Source organism: Sinorhizobium americanum (genome assembly GCF_001651855.1).
GTDB lineage: Bacteria > Pseudomonadota > Alphaproteobacteria > Rhizobiales > Rhizobiaceae > Sinorhizobium > Sinorhizobium americanum.
Genome location: NZ_LNQC01000080.1, coordinates 1 through 19,882 on the forward strand (window position 1 = coordinate 1; position 19,882 = coordinate 19,882).

22 protein-coding genes and 1 pseudogene are annotated in these 19,882 nt (G+C 64.4%); 13 read left to right on the top strand and 10 right to left on the bottom strand.

The features are described from left to right. Positions 1–118: 118 nt before the first annotated feature. Positions 119–340, bottom strand: a complete 222-nt coding sequence (gene rpmE, locus ATC00_RS27535) for a 50S ribosomal protein L31 (protein WP_037389147.1) — start codon at positions 338–340, stop codon at positions 119–121. Between the two features lie 199 nt (positions 341–539). On the opposite strand from rpmE, the gene ATC00_RS27540 reads away from it, so the two are divergent. Both ATC00_RS27540 and ATC00_RS27545 read left to right on the top strand, forming a co-directional pair. Next, positions 540–2,339, top strand: coding sequence for an ABC transporter transmembrane domain-containing protein (locus ATC00_RS27540; RefSeq protein ID WP_037389149.1), 1,800 nt, complete (start codon positions 540–542; stop codon positions 2,337–2,339). Between the two features lie 135 nt (positions 2,340–2,474). After that, complete coding sequence (locus ATC00_RS27545; RefSeq protein ID WP_064255199.1) at positions 2,475–3,467, top strand: Bug family tripartite tricarboxylate transporter substrate binding protein; 993 nt, start codon at positions 2,475–2,477, stop codon at positions 3,465–3,467. A gap of 37 nt (positions 3,468–3,504) precedes the next feature. Here ATC00_RS27545 and ATC00_RS27550 read toward each other — a convergent pair whose 3' ends face one another. The 6 genes from ATC00_RS27550 to ATC00_RS27575 all read right to left on the bottom strand — a co-directional run bounded on the left by ATC00_RS27550 (position 3,505) and on the right by ATC00_RS27575 (position 10,572). Then, positions 3,505–5,154, bottom strand: a complete 1,650-nt coding sequence (locus ATC00_RS27550; protein ID WP_082912592.1) for an FAD-binding dehydrogenase — start codon at positions 5,152–5,154, stop codon at positions 3,505–3,507. Positions 5,155–5,234: 80 nt separating this feature from the next. Then, positions 5,235–6,266 (bottom strand): peptidoglycan -binding protein, encoded by a 1,032-nt coding sequence (locus ATC00_RS27555; RefSeq protein ID WP_037389156.1) that lies wholly within the window; start codon positions 6,264–6,266, stop codon positions 5,235–5,237. Positions 6,267–6,269: 3 nt separating this feature from the next. Further along, on the bottom strand, positions 6,270–7,376 hold the full coding sequence (locus ATC00_RS27560) for a MotA/TolQ/ExbB proton channel family protein (protein WP_064255201.1): 1,107 nt from the start codon (positions 7,374–7,376) through the stop codon (positions 6,270–6,272). A gap of 362 nt (positions 7,377–7,738) precedes the next feature. Next, positions 7,739–8,539 (bottom strand): inositol monophosphatase family protein, encoded by an 801-nt coding sequence (locus ATC00_RS27565; protein ID WP_037389161.1) that lies wholly within the window; start codon positions 8,537–8,539, stop codon positions 7,739–7,741. A gap of 234 nt (positions 8,540–8,773) precedes the next feature. Beyond that, the gene (locus ATC00_RS27570) at positions 8,774–9,910 is read right to left on the bottom strand and encodes a tetratricopeptide repeat protein (protein ID WP_064255260.1); all 1,137 of its coding nucleotides are present in this window, start codon (positions 9,908–9,910) and stop codon (positions 8,774–8,776) included. 8 nt (positions 9,911–9,918) lie between these two features. Continuing rightward, on the bottom strand, positions 9,919–10,572 hold the full coding sequence (locus ATC00_RS27575; RefSeq protein ID WP_037389164.1) for a thiamine phosphate synthase: 654 nt from the start codon (positions 10,570–10,572) through the stop codon (positions 9,919–9,921). Between the two features lie 103 nt (positions 10,573–10,675). Here ATC00_RS27575 and ATC00_RS27580 point away from each other — a divergent pair, with 103 nt between their 5' ends. Together ATC00_RS27580 and ATC00_RS27585 are read left to right on the top strand one after the other, a co-directional pair. Continuing rightward, positions 10,676–11,455: a sulfite exporter TauE/SafE family protein gene (locus tag ATC00_RS27580; RefSeq protein ID WP_064255202.1), complete on the top strand. Its 780-nt coding sequence runs from the start codon at positions 10,676–10,678 to the stop codon at positions 11,453–11,455. 112 nt (positions 11,456–11,567) lie between these two features. Continuing rightward, entirely contained in the window at positions 11,568–11,828 is a 261-nt protein-coding gene (locus ATC00_RS27585; RefSeq protein ID WP_037389169.1) for an ArsR/SmtB family transcription factor, read from the top strand. 144 nt (positions 11,829–11,972) lie between these two features. Here the strand turns inward: ATC00_RS27585 and ATC00_RS30605 are convergent, their stop codons facing one another. Further along, positions 11,973–12,146 (bottom strand): YdcH family protein, encoded by a 174-nt coding sequence (locus tag ATC00_RS30605; RefSeq protein ID WP_014765888.1) that lies wholly within the window; start codon positions 12,144–12,146, stop codon positions 11,973–11,975. Between the two features lie 211 nt (positions 12,147–12,357). On the opposite strand from ATC00_RS30605, the gene ATC00_RS27590 reads away from it, so the two are divergent. The 6 genes from ATC00_RS27590 to ATC00_RS27615 all read left to right on the top strand — a co-directional run bounded on the left by ATC00_RS27590 (position 12,358) and on the right by ATC00_RS27615 (position 16,217). After that, positions 12,358–12,561 carry a YdcH family protein gene (locus ATC00_RS27590; RefSeq protein ID WP_012709331.1) on the top strand — a complete coding sequence of 68 codons (204 nt, stop codon included), beginning with the start codon at positions 12,358–12,360 and terminating at the stop codon, positions 12,559–12,561. A gap of 53 nt (positions 12,562–12,614) precedes the next feature. Beyond that, complete coding sequence (gene purE / locus ATC00_RS27595; RefSeq protein WP_064255261.1) at positions 12,615–13,079, top strand: 5-(carboxyamino)imidazole ribonucleotide mutase; 465 nt, start codon at positions 12,615–12,617, stop codon at positions 13,077–13,079. Continuing rightward, the gene (locus ATC00_RS27600; RefSeq protein ID WP_064255203.1) at positions 13,076–14,125 is read left to right on the top strand and encodes a 5-(carboxyamino)imidazole ribonucleotide synthase; all 1,050 of its coding nucleotides are present in this window, start codon (positions 13,076–13,078) and stop codon (positions 14,123–14,125) included. The genes purE and ATC00_RS27600 overlap by 4 nt, the downstream gene beginning before the upstream one ends. A 178-nt stretch (positions 14,126–14,303) precedes the next feature. Next, positions 14,304–14,429 (top strand): type B 50S ribosomal protein L36, encoded by a 126-nt coding sequence (ykgO, locus tag ATC00_RS27605; protein WP_012709334.1) that lies wholly within the window; start codon positions 14,304–14,306, stop codon positions 14,427–14,429. Positions 14,430–14,524: 95 nt separating this feature from the next. Next, the gene (locus tag ATC00_RS27610) at positions 14,525–15,124 is read left to right on the top strand and encodes a tetratricopeptide repeat protein (protein ID WP_064255204.1); all 600 of its coding nucleotides are present in this window, start codon (positions 14,525–14,527) and stop codon (positions 15,122–15,124) included. Between the two features lie 46 nt (positions 15,125–15,170). After that, positions 15,171–16,217 carry an alpha/beta fold hydrolase gene (locus ATC00_RS27615; protein WP_064255205.1) on the top strand — a complete coding sequence of 349 codons (1,047 nt, stop codon included), beginning with the start codon at positions 15,171–15,173 and terminating at the stop codon, positions 16,215–16,217. Here ATC00_RS27615 and pyk read toward each other — a convergent pair. Both pyk and ATC00_RS27625 read right to left on the bottom strand, forming a co-directional pair. Continuing rightward, entirely contained in the window at positions 16,184–17,623 is a 1,440-nt protein-coding gene (pyk, locus tag ATC00_RS27620; protein WP_037420214.1) for a pyruvate kinase, read from the bottom strand. The two genes, ATC00_RS27615 and pyk, sit on opposite strands and share 34 nt — an antisense overlap. After that, positions 17,623–18,006: pseudogene (locus ATC00_RS27625) on the bottom strand (DUF1036 domain-containing protein); the annotation flags it as partial. The gene pyk and the pseudogene ATC00_RS27625, both read right to left, overlap by 1 nt. Before the next feature lie 286 nt (positions 18,007–18,292). Between ATC00_RS27625 and ATC00_RS27630 the strand changes: the two are divergent. From ATC00_RS27630 to ATC00_RS27640, 3 genes are all read left to right on the top strand, one after another. Further along, complete coding sequence (locus ATC00_RS27630; protein ID WP_037389182.1) at positions 18,293–19,087, top strand: N-formylglutamate amidohydrolase; 795 nt, start codon at positions 18,293–18,295, stop codon at positions 19,085–19,087. A gap of 16 nt (positions 19,088–19,103) precedes the next feature. Then, positions 19,104–19,409, top strand: coding sequence for a DUF1244 domain-containing protein (locus ATC00_RS27635; protein WP_037389184.1), 306 nt, complete (start codon positions 19,104–19,106; stop codon positions 19,407–19,409). A gap of 174 nt (positions 19,410–19,583) precedes the next feature. Continuing rightward, positions 19,584–19,850, top strand: a complete 267-nt coding sequence (locus ATC00_RS27640) for a DUF2312 domain-containing protein (protein WP_037389186.1) — start codon at positions 19,584–19,586, stop codon at positions 19,848–19,850. Positions 19,851–19,882 lie beyond the last annotated feature (32 nt).

The following is a 19,882-nucleotide window of genomic DNA, read 5'->3' on the forward strand; positions in this document are numbered from 1 at the left end:
AGACAACGACCGACGCCGCGCCTTGTAGGCGCGGAGAGGATGTCCTTTGCTTGACAGACCCAGCCCAAAAAGAGAAGCCCGGCATTGCCGGGCTCCAGAAACGCGATATCGCGAGCGATTAGAGGCCGAGGCCCTCGAAGCGCTTCTTGAACTTGGAAACGCGGCCGCCGCGGTCGACGAGCTGCTGGTTGCCGCCGGTCCAAGCCGGGTGCGACTTGGAGTCGATTTCGAGGTTCATGACTGCGCCTTCCGAACCCCAGGTCGAGCGGGTTTCGTATTCGGTGCCGTCGGTCATGACCACCTTGATCGTGTGGTATTCGGGATGGATGCCTGCCTTCATAACAATCTTCCTAGAGTTCCAGGGTCCAATTGTCGCAAGGCATTGCGACTTTGGGACCGAACACGTAAATGAAGCCGCGGACCGCTCTCGGCCACGGCTTCTTCAATTCGATGCCGTGCCTATACATGAAGGTCCGCGGGATAACAAGTGCCGCGCGGAAGACTAATCGACCCTCCGTGACAGGCGATCGGGGGGTCACGTGCCAAGACAAGAGAACCAAGCGCGAGAGCGCAAGTCCGTCCGGCCACTTGCAGCCGTGCTGCCCTATGTCAGGCGATACCGCCGCTTCGCGATCGGCGCCGCCATATCGCTGACGATCGCCGCGGTGACCACGCTGACGCTGCCGCTGGCCGTCCGCCGGATGATCGACCACGGCTTTTCCAATTCCGATTCCGCTTTCATCAATACCTATTTCACCATGCTGATGGTGCTGGCCATCATCCTGGCGCTGGCGAGCGCCGCCCGCTATTATTTCGTCATTTCCCTCGGAGAGCGCATCGTCGCCGATTTGAGGCGCGACGTCTTCGCCCGCGTCACGGGCCTTTCCGCCTCCTTCTTCGACGTCAACCAGTCCGGCGAGATCGTCTCCCGCCTGACCGCGGACACGACGCAGATCAAGTCGGCGGTCGGCGCCACGGCATCCGTCGCGCTGCGCAACCTGATCCTCTGTCTGGGCGCGATCGCCATGATGGTCTATACCAGCCCGAAGCTGTCGAGCCTGGTGATCGCCGCCATTCCGCTGATCGTCTTTCCCCTCGTCGGCTTCGGCCGCTCCGTCCGCCGCCGCGCCCGCGAGGCGCAGGACACGCTGGCCGCCGCCTCCGCCTATGCCGGGGAGGCGATCGCCGCCACCCGCACGCTGCAGGCCTTCAATGGCGAGGCGAGCGCCAACAACCGCTTCGGCGCCGCCGTGGAGGAGGCCTATGGCGCCGCCCGCGCGGCGATCCGGGCACGCTCGGCACTCACCGCCTTTGCCATCACCATGGTGTTCGGCAGCGTCGTCGCGGTGCTCTGGTTCGGAGCCCGCGACGTCCTTGACGGAACGCTTTCGGCCGGCACGCTCAGCCAGTTCCTGCTCTATTCGGTCTTTGCCGCCGGCAGCCTCGGAGCGCTCTCGGAAGTCTGGGGCGAAATCTCGCAGGCCGCAGGCGCCGCCGAGCGCCTGAACGAGCTCCTGAGCGAAGTCCCGCAGATCCGTGCTCCCGAGTTCCCCGCCCCAATGCCCGCACCGGCCAGGGGGGCGATCGCGTTCGACGACGTGCACTTCGCCTATCCGGCGCGCCCCGACTATAAGAGCCTCAAGGGCCTGAGCCTGGCGGTGGAGCAGGGCGAGACCGTTGCCATCGTCGGCCCTTCCGGCGCCGGCAAGAGCACGGTGTTCTCGATGCTCCTGCGCTATTACGACCCGATCAAGGGAGCCGTGCTGGTCGACGGCATCGACATCCGCAGCGTCGACCCGAAAGACCTGCGCGAACGGATCGCGATCGTGCCGCAGGACGTGACGATCTTCGCCGCCTCGGTGCATGACAACATCGCCTTCGGCACGGCGGCGAGCCGCGAGGCGGTGCAGGCGGCCGCCATCGCGGCGCAGGCCGACGAGTTCATCGCAAGGCTCGACCGCGGCTACGACACGCTGGTCGGCGAGCGCGGCGTGACGCTTTCCGGCGGCCAGCGCCAGCGTATCGCCATTGCCCGGGCGATTCTCAGGGACGCGCCGATCCTGCTCCTCGACGAAGCGACGTCGGCCCTCGACGCGGAGAGCGAGACGCTGGTGCAGAAGGCGCTCGACGGGCTGATGCGGGAGCGCACCACACTCGTCATCGCGCATCGGCTGGCGACGGTGCTGAAGGCGGACCGCATCCTGGTCATGGATCACGGCCGCATCGTCGAGGAAGGCACCCACGCATCGCTGATCCGCCAGGGCGGGCTCTATGCCAAGCTCGCGCGGCTCCAGTTTGATCACGGGGCGGAAGGATTGTTTGTCGCATCCCAGGTCTGAGGCCGCGCGTTAACCAAGCGCCCGTCGAATGTGATTGTTTCTCGATCCGCCATTGCCCGCGGCAAGCGCAGCCCTATTGTATGGGGGCCGGCTTTCGCCGACAGCGCCTTCGACGAGATTGGGAGGATATCCGTAATGCCATTTCTAAGCATGACCCGCCGCGCCGCCCTGGCCTTCGGCATCGCCACGCTTTCCGCCATGACCTTGGGCAGCCCGGTGCAGGCGCAAAGCTTTCCGGACCGAACGATAACGCTCGTGGTCCCCTTCGCCGCCGGCGGTTCGACCGACGTCGTGGCCCGGATCATCGCCCAGAAGATGTCCGAAGATCTCGGCCAGCAGGTGATAGTCCAGAACGTCGCCGGCGCCGGCGGCAACCTCGGGGCGTCCAATGTCGCCCGCGCCGATCCGGACGGCTACACGATCCTGATGGCGACGGTCGCGACCCACGCCCTGAACCCGCTGATCCTGAAGACCAAGCCCTACGATCCCGAGAAGGACTTCGCGCCGATCTCGCTGCTGGTCGTCGTTCCGAACGTGCTGGTTGTCAATCCGGAGCTGCCGGCCAAATCGGTTCAGGAATTGCTGGCGCTGCTCAAGGCATCGCCCGACCAGTACAGCTATGCTTCCTCCGGCAACGGCACGCCGCTGCATCTATCCGGCGAGCTCTTCAAGTCGATGGCCGGCGTCCAGATGCAGCACATCCCCTACAAGGGATCCGGCCCGGCGCTGAACGATGTCATCGGCAACCAGGTTCCGATCATGTTCGACAACCTGCCCTCCTCGTCCAGCCACATCAAGGCCGGGACGCTCCGGGCACTGGCGGTGACGACGGCGGAACGCGCCCCCTCCTTCCCGGACGTGCCGACCATCGCCGAATCCGGCATCCCTGGCTACGAGACCTATACCTGGAACGCCCTCTTCGCCCCGGCCAATACGCCGCAGCCGGTGATCGCGCGGCTGAATGAGTCGGCCAAGAAGGCGCTTGCCGATCCGGGGGTCCAGAAGCGCATGAAGGAGTTCAGCGCCAAGATCGTCGGCTCGACGCCCGAGGAACTCGGCGCCCATGTGAAGGCGGAGCTGGCGAAGTGGACACCGGTCGTGCGCGACGCAAACATCCAGATGGATTGACGAGAGAGAACCTGGCCGGGCTGTTTTCGCAGCTCGGCTAGGTTTTCACGGCCGCGCCCCGCCCCGCGGCACGGCCAGAAAAGATGCAGCCGCCCAGGAAGGTGCCTTCGAGCGCGTTGTAGCCGTGCATGCCGCCGCCGCCGAAGCCGGCGACTTCGCCGGCAGCAAAGAGGCCCGGCACCGGCTCACCGGAAAGCTCCAGCACCTGGCCGGCAAGGTTGGTCTGCAGTCCGCCGAGGGTCTTGCGCGTCAGGATATGCAATCGCACCGCGATGAGCGGGCCTGCCTTCGGGTCCAGGAGGCGATGCGGCCTGGCGGTGCGGAGCAACCGGTCGCCGCGATAGGCGCGGGCGCCGCGGATGGCGGTAACCTGCGCGTCCTTGGAAAACGGATTGTCGATCTCCCGGTCGCGTGCCTCGATCTGCGCCGTGAGGTGGCTCGCCGAAAGCCGGTTATCGCCCGTCAATCTGTTCATCCCCTCGACAAGATCTTCGAGCCGGTCCTTGACGACAAAGTCCTCGCCCTTGTCCATGAAGGCCTGCACCGGCCCGGTCGGCTTGGCGCCGAGCCGCTTCAGGAGAAGCGCTATGCTCTTGCCGGTCAGATCGGGATTCTGCTCGGACCCGGAAAGGGCAAATTCCTTCGTGATGATCGCGCGCGTCAGGATGAACCAACTATAGTCATGGCCGCTCCGGCGGATCGCGGCCAATGTCCCGAGCGTATCGAAGCCGGGCATGGCCGGCGCCGAAAAACGGTTGCCATCGGCATCGCACCAGAAGGAGGACGGCCCGGGCAGAATGCGGATGCCATGATCCGGCCAGATCGGGTCGAAGTTCCTTAGCCCCTCGGTATAGTGCCACATGCGGTCGGCATTGATGACGGAACCGCGCGCCTGGGCCGCGATATCCAGCATCCGGCCGTCGACGTGGTGCGGCACGCCGCTGACCATCGAGGCTGGCGGCTGGCCGAGCCGCTTGCGCGGCCAGTTGCGGCGCACCAACTCATGATTGCCGCCGATGCCGCCCGAACTGACGACCACCGCGCCGGCGGAGATCTCGAAATCGCCGATCTCGTCGCGCGAGCTGCGCTCGCCGCGGCCGACCGGATCCGCCTTGAGGATTGCCCCGCGCGCGCCGGTCACGACACCATCCGTCGTCACAAGTTCGTCGACCCGGTGGCGGAAGCGGAAACGAACGAGGCCGCGGCTCTCCGCCTCCCGCGTCAGCCGGATGAAAGGTTCGAGCACCGCCGGGCCGGTACCCCAGGTGATGTGAAAGCGGGGGACGGAATTGCCGTGGCCATGCGCAAGACCCCCGCCGCGCTCGGCCCATCCGACGACCGGAAACCAGCGCAGCCCGAGCGCATGTAGCCAGCGTCGCTTTTCGCCGGCGGCGAAATCCAGATAGGCTTCGGCCCACAGGCGCGGCCAGTGATCCTCGGGCCGGTCGAACTGCGACGATCCCATCCAGTCCTGGCCGGCCAAGTCCCGGCTGTCGCGAATGCCCATGCGCCGCTGCTCTGGACTGTCTACGAAGAAGAGGCCGCCAAGCGACCAGAAGGCCTGGCCGCCGAGATTCTGCTCGCCCTCCTGGTCGAGAACGATCACCTTGCGGCCAAGCCCCGCCGCCTCGGACGCCGCCACGAGCCCGGCAAGGCCGGCACCGATGACCAGCACATCGCAATCCATCAAAAGGCGCCCTCCCCAAACATCCTCGACCCGCGACTCTTACGCATACGTCAAGGTCAATTCAAGCGGGGGCCGTTCGTCTATTTTTCGGTCAGCTTAAGTTCGATTCGCCGATTTTGCGCCCGCGCCTCCAGGCTCTCCCCGGCCGCAATCGGCTGGTATTCGCCAAATCCGGCCGCCACCAGGCGGTCGGCCGGTACGCCCCTGGAGATCAGGAACTTGACGACCGAAGTGGCGCGCGCCGAGGACAGTTCCCAGTTGTCGGCGAAGCGGCCGGTGCCGGAGAGCTGCACATTGTCCGTATGGCCGTCGACGCGCAGCACCCAGTTGATCTCGGCCGGAATCTCCCTGGCAAGGTCGAGCAGCGCCGTGGCGAGCTTGGCCATTTCCACCTGACCCTCGGGGTTCAGGTCGCTGCTGCCCGAGGAGAAAAGCACTTCCGACTGGAAGACGAACCGGTCGCCGACGATGCGAATATTTTCGCGGTCGGAGAGAATTTCCCGCAGGCGGCCGAAAAAGTCCGAACGGTAGCGGTTGAGTTCCTGCACGCGCTGGGCGAGAGCGACGTTCAGCCGACGGCCGAGGTCGGCGATCTTCGCCTGCGAAGCCTGATCCTTCGCCTCTGAAGCCTGCAACGCGCCTTCTATGGCGCCGATCTGGCTGCGCAGCGCCGCGATCTGCTGATTCAAAAGCTCGATCTGGCTCATCGCGCGGGCGCTGACCTGCTTTTCATTCTCGAGTTCCGAACCCAACCGGCCGAGTTTCTGATTGGCCGCATCGGCACTGCCGGCCCCCTGGTCGAGCAGCGCCTGCAGTCGCGACCGCTCGCCTTCCGACTGGGCAAGCGAGGCCTGGAGATTGGCAAGCGAATCCTCGAGGTCCTGCTTGCCGCCCTTTTCGAGAGCCAGAAGCTGGGTCAGTTCGTTGATCTGGCTGTTCAGCCGGTTCAGCACCTCATCCTTGCCGGTGATCTCCCGCCCCATCAGGAACTGCGCCGTGACGAAGACGCTGAGCAGGAACATGATCGCCATGAGCAAGGTCGACAGCGCATCGACGAAGCCCGGCCAGTAGTTGATCGTCCGCGGATTGCGGCCTCTTCGGGCGAGCGCCATGGATCAGTCACTCCCGCTTTCGTCGGCGTGGCTGAGCTTCGCCTGCGACGTGGTCCTCTCGCTGTTGACGGCGATCCGGTCGGCCTGGCCGATGCGCGAGGTCAGCCGGTCGAGCGTCTTGCGCATCGATTTCGCCTCTTCTTGCTGCGCCTCGATCCAGTCGCGGAGCATCTGCTGCTCGCCGCGCATGTTCTTGACGAGGCCCTGGATGCCCTCGGCGAGGCTCGCCATCGCCGCCGTGGTGCGCTGGTTGACGCCGCCGTCCTGCGCGAGGCGGGAGAGCTGGTCGGCAACGCGCCGCATTTCCTCCGCCGGTGCGCCGCCGGTCGTCTCGATCGGCGCCGAAAAGCCGGAGCCGACATCGGTCACCGACGAAAGCCAGTTCTCAAGCTCCGTGTAGAAGCGGTTCTGGGCACGGCCGGCCTGGAGATCGAGGAAGCCGAGGATCAGCGAACCGGAAAGGCCGAACAGCGAGGCCGAGAAGGCGGTACCCATGCCGGTCAGCGGCGCCGACAGGCCGCTCTTCAGCGAGCTCAGGAGGTCCTCCGTCGTGCCGGAACCGGCGTCGAGCGATTGAATGACGGTATTGATCGAGCCGATCGTCCCGAGGAGACCCCAGAAGGTGCCGAGCAGGCCGAGAAAGACGAGGAGGCCGGCAAGATAGCGGGTGATGTCGCGCGACTCGTCGAGGCGGGTGGCGATGGAATCGAGGATCGAGCGGAGCGCGATCGTCGAAATCGCCGTCGTCTGGCGCCCGCCGATCAGCGCCCGCATGGGGGCAAGCAGCACCGGATCGCGCCCGACCTTATCGGCACTGCCCGCAGCGCGGAACGAGTTGAACCAGCGCACTTCGGGCCTGAGGCCGAGCACGTGGTTGAATGCCAGCAGAATGCCGATCAACAGCACCCCGAGGATCAGCCCGTTGAGGCCGGGGTTGCCGACGAAGGCTTCGCGTGCCTGCCGGAAGAGGATCGCCGCGACAAAACCGACGATGATCAGGAAGATGACCATCGTCCAGAAATACGGCATCGGGCTCGAAAGCTTGTGCGGATTATAGTTCTCCTCCGCCACTTCCTGCCCACGCCAGCCGGACAGACTCAGTTTCGTCATGCGTTTGCCAATCTCCCGGTTTGCGGCACGCTCTTGCGCTTGTCCGCACAAGCGCCGGTTGCTGCAACTCTTTGAAGTAGCGGATCATTCTCGAAATCAATAGCGATCGCGAGCCAAAGATGCCGCCGATGGCCGGAGACCATCCCTACCGGCCCGGAGACTAGTGGAACTTTGCGCCAAATTGAAGGGAAAACGGCAGGCCCGACGCAGGAATGCGCCGGCTGCCTCTAGCGAACCCGGATCACCACGCTGCGAAGGCGCAGAAATCTTCGATTTCAATGCCTTATGCCGAAATCGGGTCTACGAGGCGCGTGCTCTCGGCCGGTCCGAGGCATGGGCCCTGGAACGGCCATGCCTCACGGCTATTTCGTCGGAACTGGGCGGTGGATGACCTCGCGCAGCGCCTTGGCGATATATTCGTTGCCGCAGATGATCGAGCCGTCTTCGACCGGCTTGCTGCCGCCGTCGATGTCGGTCACCCAGCCGCCGGCCTCGCGAACGAGCAGGACCCCGGCGGCGATATCCCAGGCAGCAAGATCACGCTCCCAGAAGCCGTCGAAGCGGCCGGCAGCCACATAGGCGAGGTCGAGCGAGGCGGAGCCGAAGCGGCGAATGCCGGCCACCTCGCCCATGACGTGGCGGAGCTCGATGAGATATTTGCCGTGATTGCCGCGGCCGAGATGCGGCGTGCCCGTACCGACCACCGCGTCGGACAGGACCTTGCGGGCGCCGACGCGCAGGCGCCGGTCGTTCAGGAAGGCGCCGCCGCCCCGCTCGGCCGTATAGAGTTCGTCGGTTGCCGGATTGAAGACCACCGCAGCGACGATCTCGCCCTGGCGCTCCAGCGCGATCGAGATGGCGAAATGCGGGAGGCCGTGGAGAAAATTGGTCGTGCCGTCGAGCGGGTCGACGATCCAGCGATGGGCGCCGTCGGTGCCCTTGATCTCCTCGCCCTCTTCGCCGAGGAAGCCGTAGGTCGGGCGCGCCTTCAGGAGATCCTCGCGGATGCTTCGCTCGGCCTTGCGGTCCGCCTGGGAAACGTAGTCGCTCGGCCCCTTCAAGGAGACCTGCAGGTTCTGTACTTCGCCGAAATCGCGCGCCAGCGACTTGCCGGCCTTGAAGGCCGCCTGGACCATGACATTGAGAAGGGCAGAACGGGCCATAGGCAATCCTCTGAAAGCGAAGGCCGGCCGAGCCGCCTCGACCGGACATTGAACCTGCTTGACGGCCCGCCCTCGCAAAGGGTCGGCGAAGAGACGCACCGTCGTCAAAAAACCGAGTGAGAAGTCACTCCGCCCGCGGAGATGGCATGAGGCGCCGCGGACAAAACCGCGGCCTCAAAACCACAAAAACCCCGAGAGTTCAAGCGAAATACATGGCGCGGGTCGAATCAAGGCTCAGGACGAGCGGAACTTGTTCGCCGCCGCGAGCGCCGATTTCTGCTGCGAGTCGTTGAGGCCGAGATAGAAATCCTCGAGCGCATCGTCCTTGAGCCCCGCCCGGCGCGACAGCACGTACCATTTCGCCGCCTCGATCGGATCGGGCCGGGTGCCGATGGCGTTGACGAGGAGATGGGCAAGCCGGTTCTGAGCAACGACATTGCCGCCCTCGGCTGCTCGCTTCATCCAGGCGAAGCCCTCGTCCAGATTGCGGTCGCCGCCGATCCCCTCGATCAGCCAGATCGCCATATCGAGTTGCGCCGTGTCATAGCCGGCGCGCGCCGCCCGGGCCAGCCATTCGCGCGCACGCGCCCGCTTGCCGTCGTCGATGCCCTCGACATTGAGATAGATCTGCGAAAGCGCATATTGCGCATCGGCAATGCCCTGCTCGGCCGCCTTCTCGTAATAGGGCATCGCCGCCTTCAGGCCCTTCTGGCCGGGCGCGTCTGCAACGAGCGTCTGTCCGTAGTTGAACTGCGCGGCGGCGTTGCCGAGGTCGGCTGCCTTCTTCATCAGTTCGTCGGCGGCCTTGCGGTCGCGCTTGACATAGCGGCCCTCCATGAGGATCAGCGCATATTTGAACATCGCCGCTGGATCGCCGTTGTTCGCCGCCTGACCGTACCAGAAGGCGGCATCCTTGGGGTTGCGCGCGACGCCGAGGCCCTGCTCGAGGATTGATGCGACCAGCGTCTGGGCCGCCGGATCGCCGAGTTGGGCGCGCGGCAGCGCAAGGTCCATTGCCGTCAGGTAATAGCCGCGCTGGAAGGCTCCATAGGCCTCGTCCACCTTGCCGGCGAACGGCTTTTCGGCGGGAAGCGCGGGAAGTTCGGCCCCCATGCGGTCGATGATGTTGACGCCCCCGGACGGTTTTTCTTCGGCCTTCCTGGGCTTGGCGTTCGTATCGCTCTTCGCTGGCTTTTCGGAGCCTTCCGGCAGCGCCGCGCCGTTATAGGGCGTGATCCGGCCCCGTTTCGGGACGATGCCCTCATCCGCGGGTGCCGGCGGCTGTTCGGCGCGAACCGGCAACACGCCCAGAATTACGGCGACGACAAGGGTCGCGACCCGGCTTAGTTTCAGGGAGGATCGGCTCAGCATCGCCACGTCTAATCTTCAAACCGTGGCGCTTTTTCGTCGAGCAAGGCGTTGACGGCGGCAACCACGGAGGGCCCCTGGCCCGGCTCGGCGAAGACGGCGAGGCGAAGCGCAACGAACTCGGCGCCGGTATCGGCCACCGCAAGCGCCGACTGCGGATCGGTGCCGCCCATGACGATGCAGGGAATTTCGATCATCGATGCCCACCATTCCGCGAGCGCCAGGTTCTTCGGGTGTGCTTCCGGCTTGATGTCGCCGTCGGTGCGGCCGAAGAACACGTAGTCCGGCCGGAGTTCGCCGATCTCGAGCGCGTGGTGGCGGTCGGTTGCATTGCCGCCGCCGACGATCATCTTCGGCGTATGCCGCTCTATCGCCTCGGCAAGCACGTCCGCACCGGCGGCGATATGAAGACCATCGGCCTTGGCGCGGCCGGCAAGGCGCGTATCCCCCTCGATCAGCGCCGCCGCACCCGCCTGCTGGATCACCGGCACCAGCGCCTCGGCGTGCTTTTGGAAATCCGTCTCGTTGAGACCGTATTGCGGAACGATGACCGAGGCCACGTCGCCGCCTTTCAGCGCATCCGTGAGCACCTTCGCGCGTTCGGCGGCATCCGGCATGTCGGGCGCGATCAACACAAGGCGGCAGCGGTTTTCGATGGTGTTCATTCGTCTGTTCCTGGCGAAGCCCATTTCGAGGGCGGAAATCCGCTACTCGATTTCAATCGGGAAAACCGATAGACGGAGATGACCAAAGGATCAACCGCCGCCCATGTTTCCCGATCTCGACTTCTATCTGGTCGCCGTCCCGGCGGTCCTGCTCGTTGGCCTCAGCAAGGGAGGCATGGGAGAGGCGCTGTCGCTGATGGGCGTTCCGATCCTCTCGCTGGCGGTCTCGCCGGTCCAGGCGGCGGCGTTACTCCTCCCGATCCTCATCGCCATGGACATCGTCTCCCTATGGATCTGGCGTAAGCACGGCGACCGGAAAACGCTCACCATGCTCTTGCCCGGCGCGCTCGCCGGCATCGCCATCGGCTGGGCGACGTCGGCCTACGTGCCGCGCGATGCGCTGCGGCTGATCATCGGCGCTATTACAGTCGTGTTCGTCCTGCGCTACGTCTACACGGTCTGGCGCAGCCGCAGCGGAGCGCCGATCCTTCCGAAGCAGCACCGTCCGGGTCCTGCGGCGCTGTGGGGAAGCTTTGCAGGATATGGCAGCTTCGTGGCGCATGCCGGCGGGCCGCCGTTCCAGATCTACGCGCTACCGCTGAAGCTGGACCCGCGGGAATATACCGGGACCATCGTGCGTTTCTTCGCGACGCTGAATGCGGTGAAGCTCATTCCCTATTTCGCGCTGGGGCAACTCGACACCAGTAATCTCATGACATCGGCGACGCTTTTCCCCCTGGCGATGGTCGCAACGGCCTGCGGCGCCTGGATCGTGCGCCGGATGAAGCCGCAGGTGTTTTATCCCTTCATGTACACCATGGCCTTCGTCGCCGGATCGAGGCTTGTCTGGGAGGGCCTGACCAGCCTTCTCTCCGGCGGTTGATCCCAAAGGCGCGCGCGCCTTGTACCGCTCGCAGAATGCTGCAAAGCAATGCGATATATCGCAACGCACAATCTTCTTGCCGGTCGCAGGAAATTCGCCTAACGTCCCGGTCATGACGATCGCGGACCCATTCGATGCCATTGCGGATCCGAACCGGCGTTATCTGCTGGAGGAGCTGCGGCGCGCACCCAAGACTGTCAATGAACTCGCCGAAGGGCTGCCGATCAGCCGGCCGGCGGTGTCGCAGCATTTGAAGGCGCTGCTCGACTGCAATCTCGTATCGGTGTCGACAAGCGGCACCAGGCGCATCTACGCCATCCATAGGCCGGGCTTCGACCGCCTCAATCTATGGCTCGACCAATTCTGGTCCTGACGGCTTAAACATTCGCCGAGGAAGCGGACCGGGCCGTAGCCCGGTCGAGCGATCCAAACGTTATGGGATTGTTGTTGACCTTTCGCGCCGTTTTGCCCTTACGAGGCAGACGCCTCCCGAAAACGCGGGAGATACCGTTCGCAATCAGTGTGTCGAGGAACGGAGTCTTTCGATTTCGTCCTTGATGCGCAGCTTCCGCCGCTTGAGTTCACTGATCAACTCGTCCTCGCAGGAGGGAGAATTCAGCGCTTCATGCAGCTCCTGTTCCAGGGCGCCATGTTTTTTCTCAAGCGTTGCAAGATGAGCCTCAATGGTCATGGGCAGTCCCTTCCTTTTGCTTGCATCCGGCACGCAAATGCCGGATGTTCCATGGTTGTAACCTTACTAGTGTGCCACGCCATTTTTCATTTGTCGAAGGCGAAATGATGACGTCGGATAACTTCCCGTCACCGCCCAAGATGTGATAGAGCGGCGCAGGAAATTCCGGTTCGCGGCACGGACGCGGCCGGGCTTATGGGGATCGTTTTGAATGCCGGACCAGGACCAGGCCGAACTCAGACTGACGATAGCGCGCCTGAGGCAGGAACATGAAGACTATGACGTCGCCATCAATGCCATGATCGAAACCGGCTGCGACGCCCTGCGCATCCAGCGCATGAAGAAGAAGAAGCTGGCCATCAAGGACAAGATCAGCAAGATCGAAGATCAGATCATCCCCGACATCATCGCCTGAAACGGACCCATACAGACGTGACCGAAACCACGACCCCGCCCGTCGCCATCATCATGGGAAGCCAGTCGGACTGGGAGACGATGAAGAATGCGGCCGACACGCTCGAGGCTCTCGACATCGCCTATGAGGCGCGCATCGTTTCCGCGCACCGGACGCCGGACCGGCTGGTCCGCTTCGCCAAGGGCGCGCGCGACGAGGGCTTCAAGGTGATCATCGCCGGCGCGGGCGGGGCCGCCCATCTGCCGGGCATGTGCGCCGCGATGACGCCGCTGCCCGTCTTCGGCGTGCCGGTACAGTCAAAGGCGCTCTCGGGCCAGGATAGCCTGCTCTCGATCGTGCAGATGCCCGCCGGCATCCCGGTCGGCACGCTGGCGATCGGCAGAGCCGGCGCCGTCAACGCCGCCCTGCTCGCCGCCGCCGTCCTGGCGCTGGGCGATGACGACCTCGCCGACCGTCTCGACGACTGGCGTGAGCAGCAGACCGTTTCGGTCGCCGAGTACCCGGTAGACCAGGCATGAAGACCATTGGAATCATCGGCGGCGGCCAACTCGGCCGCATGCTGGCCATGGCGGCTGCCCGGCTGAATTTCCGCACAGTCATTCTGGAGCCGCAGCCGGACTGTCCCGCCGCCCAGGCGGCGAACGCCCAAATCGTTTCCGCCTATGACGACTCTCGGGGGCTCGACGAGCTCGCCCGGACCGCCGATCTGATCACCTACGAATTCGAGAACGTCCCCGTCGCCGCGGCCGAGCGGCTGGCGGCATCGCGGCCGGTCTTCCCGCCGCCGAAGGCGCTGGAAGTCGCACAGGATCGGCTGGTCGAGAAGCGGTTCATCAATGGCTGCGGCATTGCCACGGCTGGCTTCCACGCCGTCGACAGCCAGGCCGACCTCGAAGCGGCGCTTGCCGACTTCGATGGCTCCGGCGTTTTGAAGACCCGCCGCCTCGGCTATGACGGCAAGGGGCAGCGCGTCTTCCGCTCCGGCAAGGACGATCCTTCCGGCGCCTTCGCCGCCCTTGGCGGGGTGCCGCTGATCCTCGAAAGCTTCGTGGCTTTCGAACGGGAAATCTCGATCATCGCCGCACGCTCGCCTGACGGCGCCACCGCCTGTTTCGATCCGGCGGAAAACGTCCACCGGAACGGCATTCTCCACACCTCGACCGTGCCCGCATCGGTTCCCGCCTCGACCGCCGAGGCTGCCCGCAAGGCTGCGGCCGCCATTCTCGAGGCGCTCGGCTATGTCGGCGTCATCGGCGTCGAGTTCTTCGTGCTTGCCGACGGCAGCGTCGTCGCCAACGAGATCGCCCCGCGCGTCCACAATTCCGGTCACTGGACGGAAGCCGCCTGCGTCGTTTCGCAGTTTGAGCAGCATATCCGCGCGATTGCCGGCCTGCCGCTCGGCGACGCCTCGCGTCACTCGGACTGCGTGATGCAGAACCTCATCGGCGACGAGATCGCCGAATTGCCCGCTCTGCTCGGCGAGCCGAACGTCCTGGTCCATCTCTACGGCAAGGCCGAGGCACGCGCCGGCCGCAAGATGGGGCACTTCACCCGCCTTAGCTGAACCGATTTGGCCCTGGATTGCGCGCGCAGGCGTCGAAATCGCGCGGTCCTGCGGTTGACAAGGATGGGGGCGACACGCTATGTGCCTGCCTACTTGAAGAGCGCGCTGAATGGCGCGCTTTTGATTGTTGGAATTACCGGGCGAATTTTCATTCCCCGAAACCTGCGGATCAGGAAAAATGAAGATCAAGAATTCGCTCAAGTCGCTGAAAACCCGTCACCGCGAAAACCGCCTGGTTCGCCGCAAGGGTCGCGTCTACATCATCAACAAGTCGAACCCGCGTTTCAAGGCACGCCAGGGCTGATGCCCTCGGGCGGCTTCTGCCGCCGGCCTGAACGTCGGTCGCTTCGGTGACCCTCCTTCATATTTGATTTTGATCTTGTTTCATGGCGGGCTACGATGTCCGCCATGCGCTTTTTTCTACCTTTGATTCTGGCCCTGATCGTTCCGGCAACCGCGGGCCTGTCGCAACCTGCCGAACCCGCCCCCCAGCCGGAGGCGGCAAGTCTCACCACACCCGAGCAACGCCTTGACGCCCTGTTCCTCGACCTCAAGAAGGAGCGCGACGAGAACAAGGCGCGGGAGCTTGCGGACCGCATTCGCCTGGAGTGGCAGGACTCCGGCAGCGCCACGGTGAACCTTCTGATGCAGTCGGCCGACAAGGCGATCACTGACGACAAGAAAACGGTGGCGCTCGACATCCTCGACCAGGTCATCGTGCTTGCCCCCAGCTATGTCGAGGGCTGGAACCGCCGCGCGACGCTGCATTTCCAGATGGGCAACTACCGCAAATCGATGTCCGACATAAACCGCGTGCTTGCCATCGAACCCCGGCATTTCGGGGCGATCGCCGGCATGGCGACCATGCTGGAGGCCGCCGGCAAGAACGAACTGGCGATGCGGGCATGGCAGCAATTCCTCGATGTCTATCCCTCCGACCGCAAGGCGCAGGAGCAATTCGGCGAACTCGCCGAGAAGCTCGCCGGCAGCCGGACCTGATCGGCAACCTCTGCCCTATCGCAGCCGCTCCCTGATATGACCACGCATGTTCCTTGCTCTTCTGATTCTCGCCATTCTCATTCTCGCCGCGGTCGCCCACAGCTATTGGCAGGCACGCAGGATCGCCGCTCGCTTCCCCAACAGCGGCGAACTGGTCGATGTCGGCGGTTTCCGCATGAACTGCGTCCACATCCGGTCCCGCGGGACGGCGGATCTGCCCCCGATCGTCTTCATTCACGGAGCCGGAGGCAATCTTCTCGACCAATTGCACGCCTTTCAACCGGCGCTCGATGGCCGTGCCGAAATGCTTTTCGTCGATCGGCCGGGACACGGCTATTCGGAGCGCGGCGGGCCGGCCAATGCCCGGCCGGACGGCCAGGCCGACGCCATTATCCGCCTGATGAAGAAGCGCGGAATCTCCCGCGCAATCATCGTCGGCCACTCCTTCGGGGCCGCGATCGCCGCCAGCCTCGCGCTTCACCACCCGGACAGAACCGAAGGCGTCGTCCTGCTGGCGCCGGCGACACATCCCTGGCCCGGAGGCGTCGACTGGCATATCACCTTCGCGGCCATGCCGGTCGTCGGCTGGCTGTTCGCCAGCACGGCCGTCATTCCGATCGGGCTGAGGCGCATCGACCGGGTCACGCAAGCAATATTCTCGCCTAATCCGCGCCCGAAGGACTACGTTGCCAATACGGCGCCGCACCTCGTCCTGAGGCCGGCCACCTTTCTCAACAATGCAGTCGACGTCGCCAATCTTCACGCTTACGTCGCGCAGATGTCGCCGCGCTATGCGGAAATCTCCGCACCGACCGTCATCATAACCGGTGACCGGGACGGCATCGTTTTGGCCGACATTCATTCCCGCAGCCTGGCGAGCTCCATCAAGGGATCGGAGTTGCTGTGGATCAGCAATCTGGGGCACAAGCCCGATTATGTCGTGACCGACCTCGTCGTCGCTGCCATCGAGAAGATCTCCGGAAAGCCGCATGACCTCCAGGAATTCGCAAGGCGGGCCGAAGCCCGCCTGACGGTCGAGGAGCAGGTCGAGGAACTCGCTTATACGCCGGTACGTCCGTCCGAGCCGATGTAGGCGATGCGCAGCATATTGGTGGCGCCGGGCGTTCCGAGCGGCACGCCGGCGGAGATGATGATCCGGTCGCCGGGCTTGCCGAAGCCTTCCGAAACGGCAATGCGGCAGGCGCGATTGACCATGTCGTCGAGGTCGGTCGCATCCTCGGTGACGACGCAGTGCAGGCCCCAGACGACCGAGAGGCGGCGGGCCGTCTGGACGATCGGCGAAAGGGCGATGACCGGCACCTGCGGGCGCTCGCGCGCGGCGCGCAGGCCGGTGGCGCCGGACGAGGTATAGGTGACGATCGCCGCCAGGTTGAGCGTCTCGGCGATCTGGTGCGCGGCAAGCGAGATGGCGTCGGCTCCGGTTGCCTCCGGCGGCGTGCGCTGGGCGTAGATGATGCCGGAATAATGCGGGTCGCGTTCGACGTTGCTGGCGATCGAGGCCATGGTCGCGACCGCCTCGACCGGGTATTCGCCGGAGGCCGATTCAGCCGAAAGCATGACCGCATCCGCGCCTTCGAACACGGCGGTCGCCACGTCCGAAACCTCGGCGCGCGTCGGCACCGGCGACGAGATCATCGATTCGAGCATCTGCGTCGCGACGACGACGGGCTTGCCGGCACGCCGACAAGCGCGCGTCAGCTGCTTCTGCAGGCCGGGCACGGATTCGAGCGGCATCTCCACCCCGAGATCGCCGCGCGCGACCATCAGCGCGTCCGAAAGCTCGATGATCTCGTCGATGCGTTCGATCGCCTGCGGCTTCTCGATCTTCGACATGATCCCGACCCGACCGCGGGCGATCTTGCGGACCTCGGCAAGATCCTCCGGGCGCTGGATGAAGGAAAGCGCCACCCAATCAACCTGGCCGGTGGCAAGTACTGCGTCGAGATCGGCCCGGTCCTTGTCGGTCAGTGCGCCGACGCCGAGGAGGGTATCGGGCAGGCTGACGCCCTTGCGGTCCGAGATCCTCGTGCCCGAAACCACCGTGGTGACGATGCTCTTGCCGTCGGTCTTCTCGGCGCGCAGATGCAGCTTGCCGTCATCGATCAGCAAGCGGTCGCCGGGCTTCACCGCCTCGAGAATTTCCGGATGCGGAAGGAAGACGCGCGTGTTGTCGCCGGGCACGTCCCTATTGTCGAGCGTGAAAGTCTGGCCGATCTTGAGCTCGACCTTGCCTTCGGCGAATTTGCCGACGCGCAGCTTCGGGCCCTGCAGATCGGCAAGGATGCCGATCGGCCGGCCGCAGCGCGCCTCGACACTGCGAATTCGCTCGATGAGCGTGCGCATGACCTCATGGCTGGCGTGGCTCATATTGATGCGGAACAGGTCGGCCCCCACCTCGTGCAGCTTCTGGATCATCTGCTCCTCGGACGATGCCGGTCCGAGCGTGGCGAGGATTTTGACTTTTCTGTTCCGTCTCATCAATTCTGGCTTTCCTGCGTGCCGGGCGTATCGGAAAGCTGAACCATCCAGCTTCCCTGCCGCCCCGTGTCATATTCCTTGAATCCCATGCGCTGGAAGCCGCGCGCAAAGCAGTCCTGCACGCCGACGATCTTGAACTCGTTTTCGGCGACGCACATGTTGATGTCGCCGGTCCAGCGGCCGCCCTTGGCCGCGTCTTCCGCATAGAGATAGTAGTAGCGGGACTCGAGCTCGCCCTCGATCAGCGTCGCGCAGGTCGTTGCCGGCACCTGCCACCAGCCTTCCGTGACCCAGCCGTCCTTGGCGCGATAGCCGATCGCCACGCCGACCAGCTGCTGCGTCCCGTTGCACACGCGGAAGTCGGCCCGAGCCTCCCCAGAGATGAGAAATGCGCCGGAAATCACCAGGGAATACAGGAGGATGGCTCCTAACGTCGTCGACCCCGGCTTCGCTTTGCAAAAAGGATATCTAGACACGGCTTCCTGCGGAACTCCGTTTTGATTTGCGTGGCACTTTCTTGCGACGGCCAGTCCCGAATGTCAACGCAACTCTAATCGATTATATTTGCCATTCCTGTGACAGAAGGCGCTGAACTCACGGCTTTTTATTGCGGGGCGCAATCTTGCGTGCGATCAGATGCGGAACGTTGGAGAGCGACACAGGATCGGAATGCGGCACTTCTCCCCCTACGAAGTCATCAACGGCAAGCGCGAAAGCGGCCTCGTCCTTCTGGCCGATCACGCCATGAACCGGCTTCCCCCGGAATACGGGCGGCTCGGCCTTGCCGACAGCGCCTTCGAGCGCCACATCGCCTATGATATCGGCATCGAGCCATTGGTGCGGCAATTGTCCGCGGCACTCGACGCGCCGGCAGTCCTCGGCTGCTTCTCGCGTCTGCTGATCGACCCAAACCGCGGCGAGGACGACCCGACGCTGATCATGAAGATCTCGGACGGCGCCGTCATCCCCGGCAACCACCCGATCGCCGACGAGGAATGGCAGAACCGGCTGAACCGCTTCCACCGGCCCTACCACCAAGCGGTCTCGCAAACGATCGCCGAGACCGCTGCGGCGAGCGGAAAGGCGCCTCTGGTGATCTCGCTGCATTCCTTCACGCCTGCCTGGAAGGGTATCGCGCGCCCCTGGCACGCAGCGGTGCTCTGGGACAACGACCCCCGCGCCGTCTTTCCATTGATCGAAGGGCTCGAGAGAGCCGGCGACATCGTCGTCGGCAACAACGAGCCCTATGACGGTGCGCTGAGGGGCGATACCATGTACCGCCATTGCATGGTGCCGGGCATCGCCCATGCCTTGATCGAGGTGAGGCAGGATCTGATCTCCGATGCGGCGGGCGTTGCCGACTGGGCCGGGCGGCTGGCGCCGATCCTCGCGGAGCTCAACGACATGCCGGCTCTTCACGCCTATCAGCGCTTTCCTTCGCGCACGGGTGCTTATGACGGATGATGATTAGGAGATGGCCATGACCGACCTCAGCAAGGAGCAGCGCGCCGAATTCGAGGCCGCCGCCTTCCGCCGGCTGGTCGAGCACCTGCGCGAGCGCGGTGACGTCCAGAACATCGATCTGATGAACCTCGCTGGCTTCTGCCGCAACTGCCTCTCGAATTGGTACCGGGATGCGGCCGAAGCCTCGGGCATTTCGATGACCAAGGATGAGTCGCGCGAGATCATCTACGGCATGCCCTATGAGGAATGGCGCGCGCGCCATCAGAAGGACGCGACCGCGGAGCAGCAGGTGGCGTTCGAGCGCAATCGCCCGAAGGAATAGCGGCGGTCCAGACAGTCAGATTTCCCGTCGTATCCACATCAATCCACATGTGCAGCGCCCATCGGAGCGGGCGCAGGGAGGAATTGCCGGGCCTGTTGCGCAATCGCCCTTGACCTCGCCTGCCGTTCGCGGCAGGTCACAGCACCAGAATTCATTCCCCAAAAGGAGAAGACCATGTCCGATGCTCAAGGCTTCGCACGCGATCAGCTTCGCGCTTTCATCGAACGGATCGAGCGGCTGGAAGAAGAAAAGAAGACGATCGCCGATGACATCAAGGATGTCTATGGCGAAGCCAAGTCGATGGGTTTCGACACGAAGATCCTGCGCAAGGTCATTTCGATCCGCAAGCAGGACGCCGACGAGCGCATGGAGCAGGAGGCGATCCTCGACACCTATCTGCAGGCGCTGGGCATGGTCCCCGCCGCCGACGAGGCCGCTTAAGCCCGATCAGGCTGAATGAAAAAGCCCGCCGG

Coding starts and splice junctions, on each gene's coding strand:
- rpmE (WP_037389147.1), bottom strand. CDS start 340: ATGAAGGCAGGCATCCATCCCGAATACCACACGATCAAGGTGGTCATG.
- ATC00_RS27545 (WP_064255199.1), top strand. CDS start 2,475: ATGCCATTTCTAAGCATGACCCGCCGCGCCGCCCTGGCCTTCGGCATC.
- ATC00_RS27550 (WP_082912592.1), bottom strand. CDS start 5,154: ATGGATTGCGATGTGCTGGTCATCGGTGCCGGCCTTGCCGGGCTCGTG.
- ATC00_RS27555 (WP_037389156.1), bottom strand. CDS start 6,266: ATGGCGCTCGCCCGAAGAGGCCGCAATCCGCGGACGATCAACTACTGG.
- ATC00_RS27560 (WP_064255201.1), bottom strand. CDS start 7,376: ATGACGAAACTGAGTCTGTCCGGCTGGCGTGGGCAGGAAGTGGCGGAG.
- ATC00_RS27565 (WP_037389161.1), bottom strand. CDS start 8,539: ATGGCCCGTTCTGCCCTTCTCAATGTCATGGTCCAGGCGGCCTTCAAG.
- ATC00_RS27570 (WP_064255260.1), bottom strand. CDS start 9,910: ATGCTGAGCCGATCCTCCCTGAAACTAAGCCGGGTCGCGACCCTTGTC.
- ATC00_RS27575 (WP_037389164.1), bottom strand. CDS start 10,572: ATGAACACCATCGAAAACCGCTGCCGCCTTGTGTTGATCGCGCCCGAC.
- ATC00_RS27580 (WP_064255202.1), top strand. CDS start 10,676: ATGTTTCCCGATCTCGACTTCTATCTGGTCGCCGTCCCGGCGGTCCTG.
- ATC00_RS27585 (WP_037389169.1), top strand. CDS start 11,568: ATGACGATCGCGGACCCATTCGATGCCATTGCGGATCCGAACCGGCGT.
- ATC00_RS30605 (WP_014765888.1), bottom strand. CDS start 12,146: ATGACCATTGAGGCTCATCTTGCAACGCTTGAGAAAAAACATGGCGCC.
- ATC00_RS27590 (WP_012709331.1), top strand. CDS start 12,358: ATGCCGGACCAGGACCAGGCCGAACTCAGACTGACGATAGCGCGCCTG.
- purE (WP_064255261.1), top strand. CDS start 12,615: ATGGGAAGCCAGTCGGACTGGGAGACGATGAAGAATGCGGCCGACACG.
- ATC00_RS27600 (WP_064255203.1), top strand. CDS start 13,076: ATGAAGACCATTGGAATCATCGGCGGCGGCCAACTCGGCCGCATGCTG.
- ykgO (WP_012709334.1), top strand. CDS start 14,304: ATGAAGATCAAGAATTCGCTCAAGTCGCTGAAAACCCGTCACCGCGAA.
- ATC00_RS27610 (WP_064255204.1), top strand. CDS start 14,525: ATGTCCGCCATGCGCTTTTTTCTACCTTTGATTCTGGCCCTGATCGTT.
- ATC00_RS27615 (WP_064255205.1), top strand. CDS start 15,171: ATGTTCCTTGCTCTTCTGATTCTCGCCATTCTCATTCTCGCCGCGGTC.
- pyk (WP_037420214.1), bottom strand. CDS start 17,623: ATGAGACGGAACAGAAAAGTCAAAATCCTCGCCACGCTCGGACCGGCA.
- ATC00_RS27630 (WP_037389182.1), top strand. CDS start 18,293: ATGCGGCACTTCTCCCCCTACGAAGTCATCAACGGCAAGCGCGAAAGC.
- ATC00_RS27635 (WP_037389184.1), top strand. CDS start 19,104: ATGACCGACCTCAGCAAGGAGCAGCGCGCCGAATTCGAGGCCGCCGCC.
- ATC00_RS27640 (WP_037389186.1), top strand. CDS start 19,584: ATGTCCGATGCTCAAGGCTTCGCACGCGATCAGCTTCGCGCTTTCATC.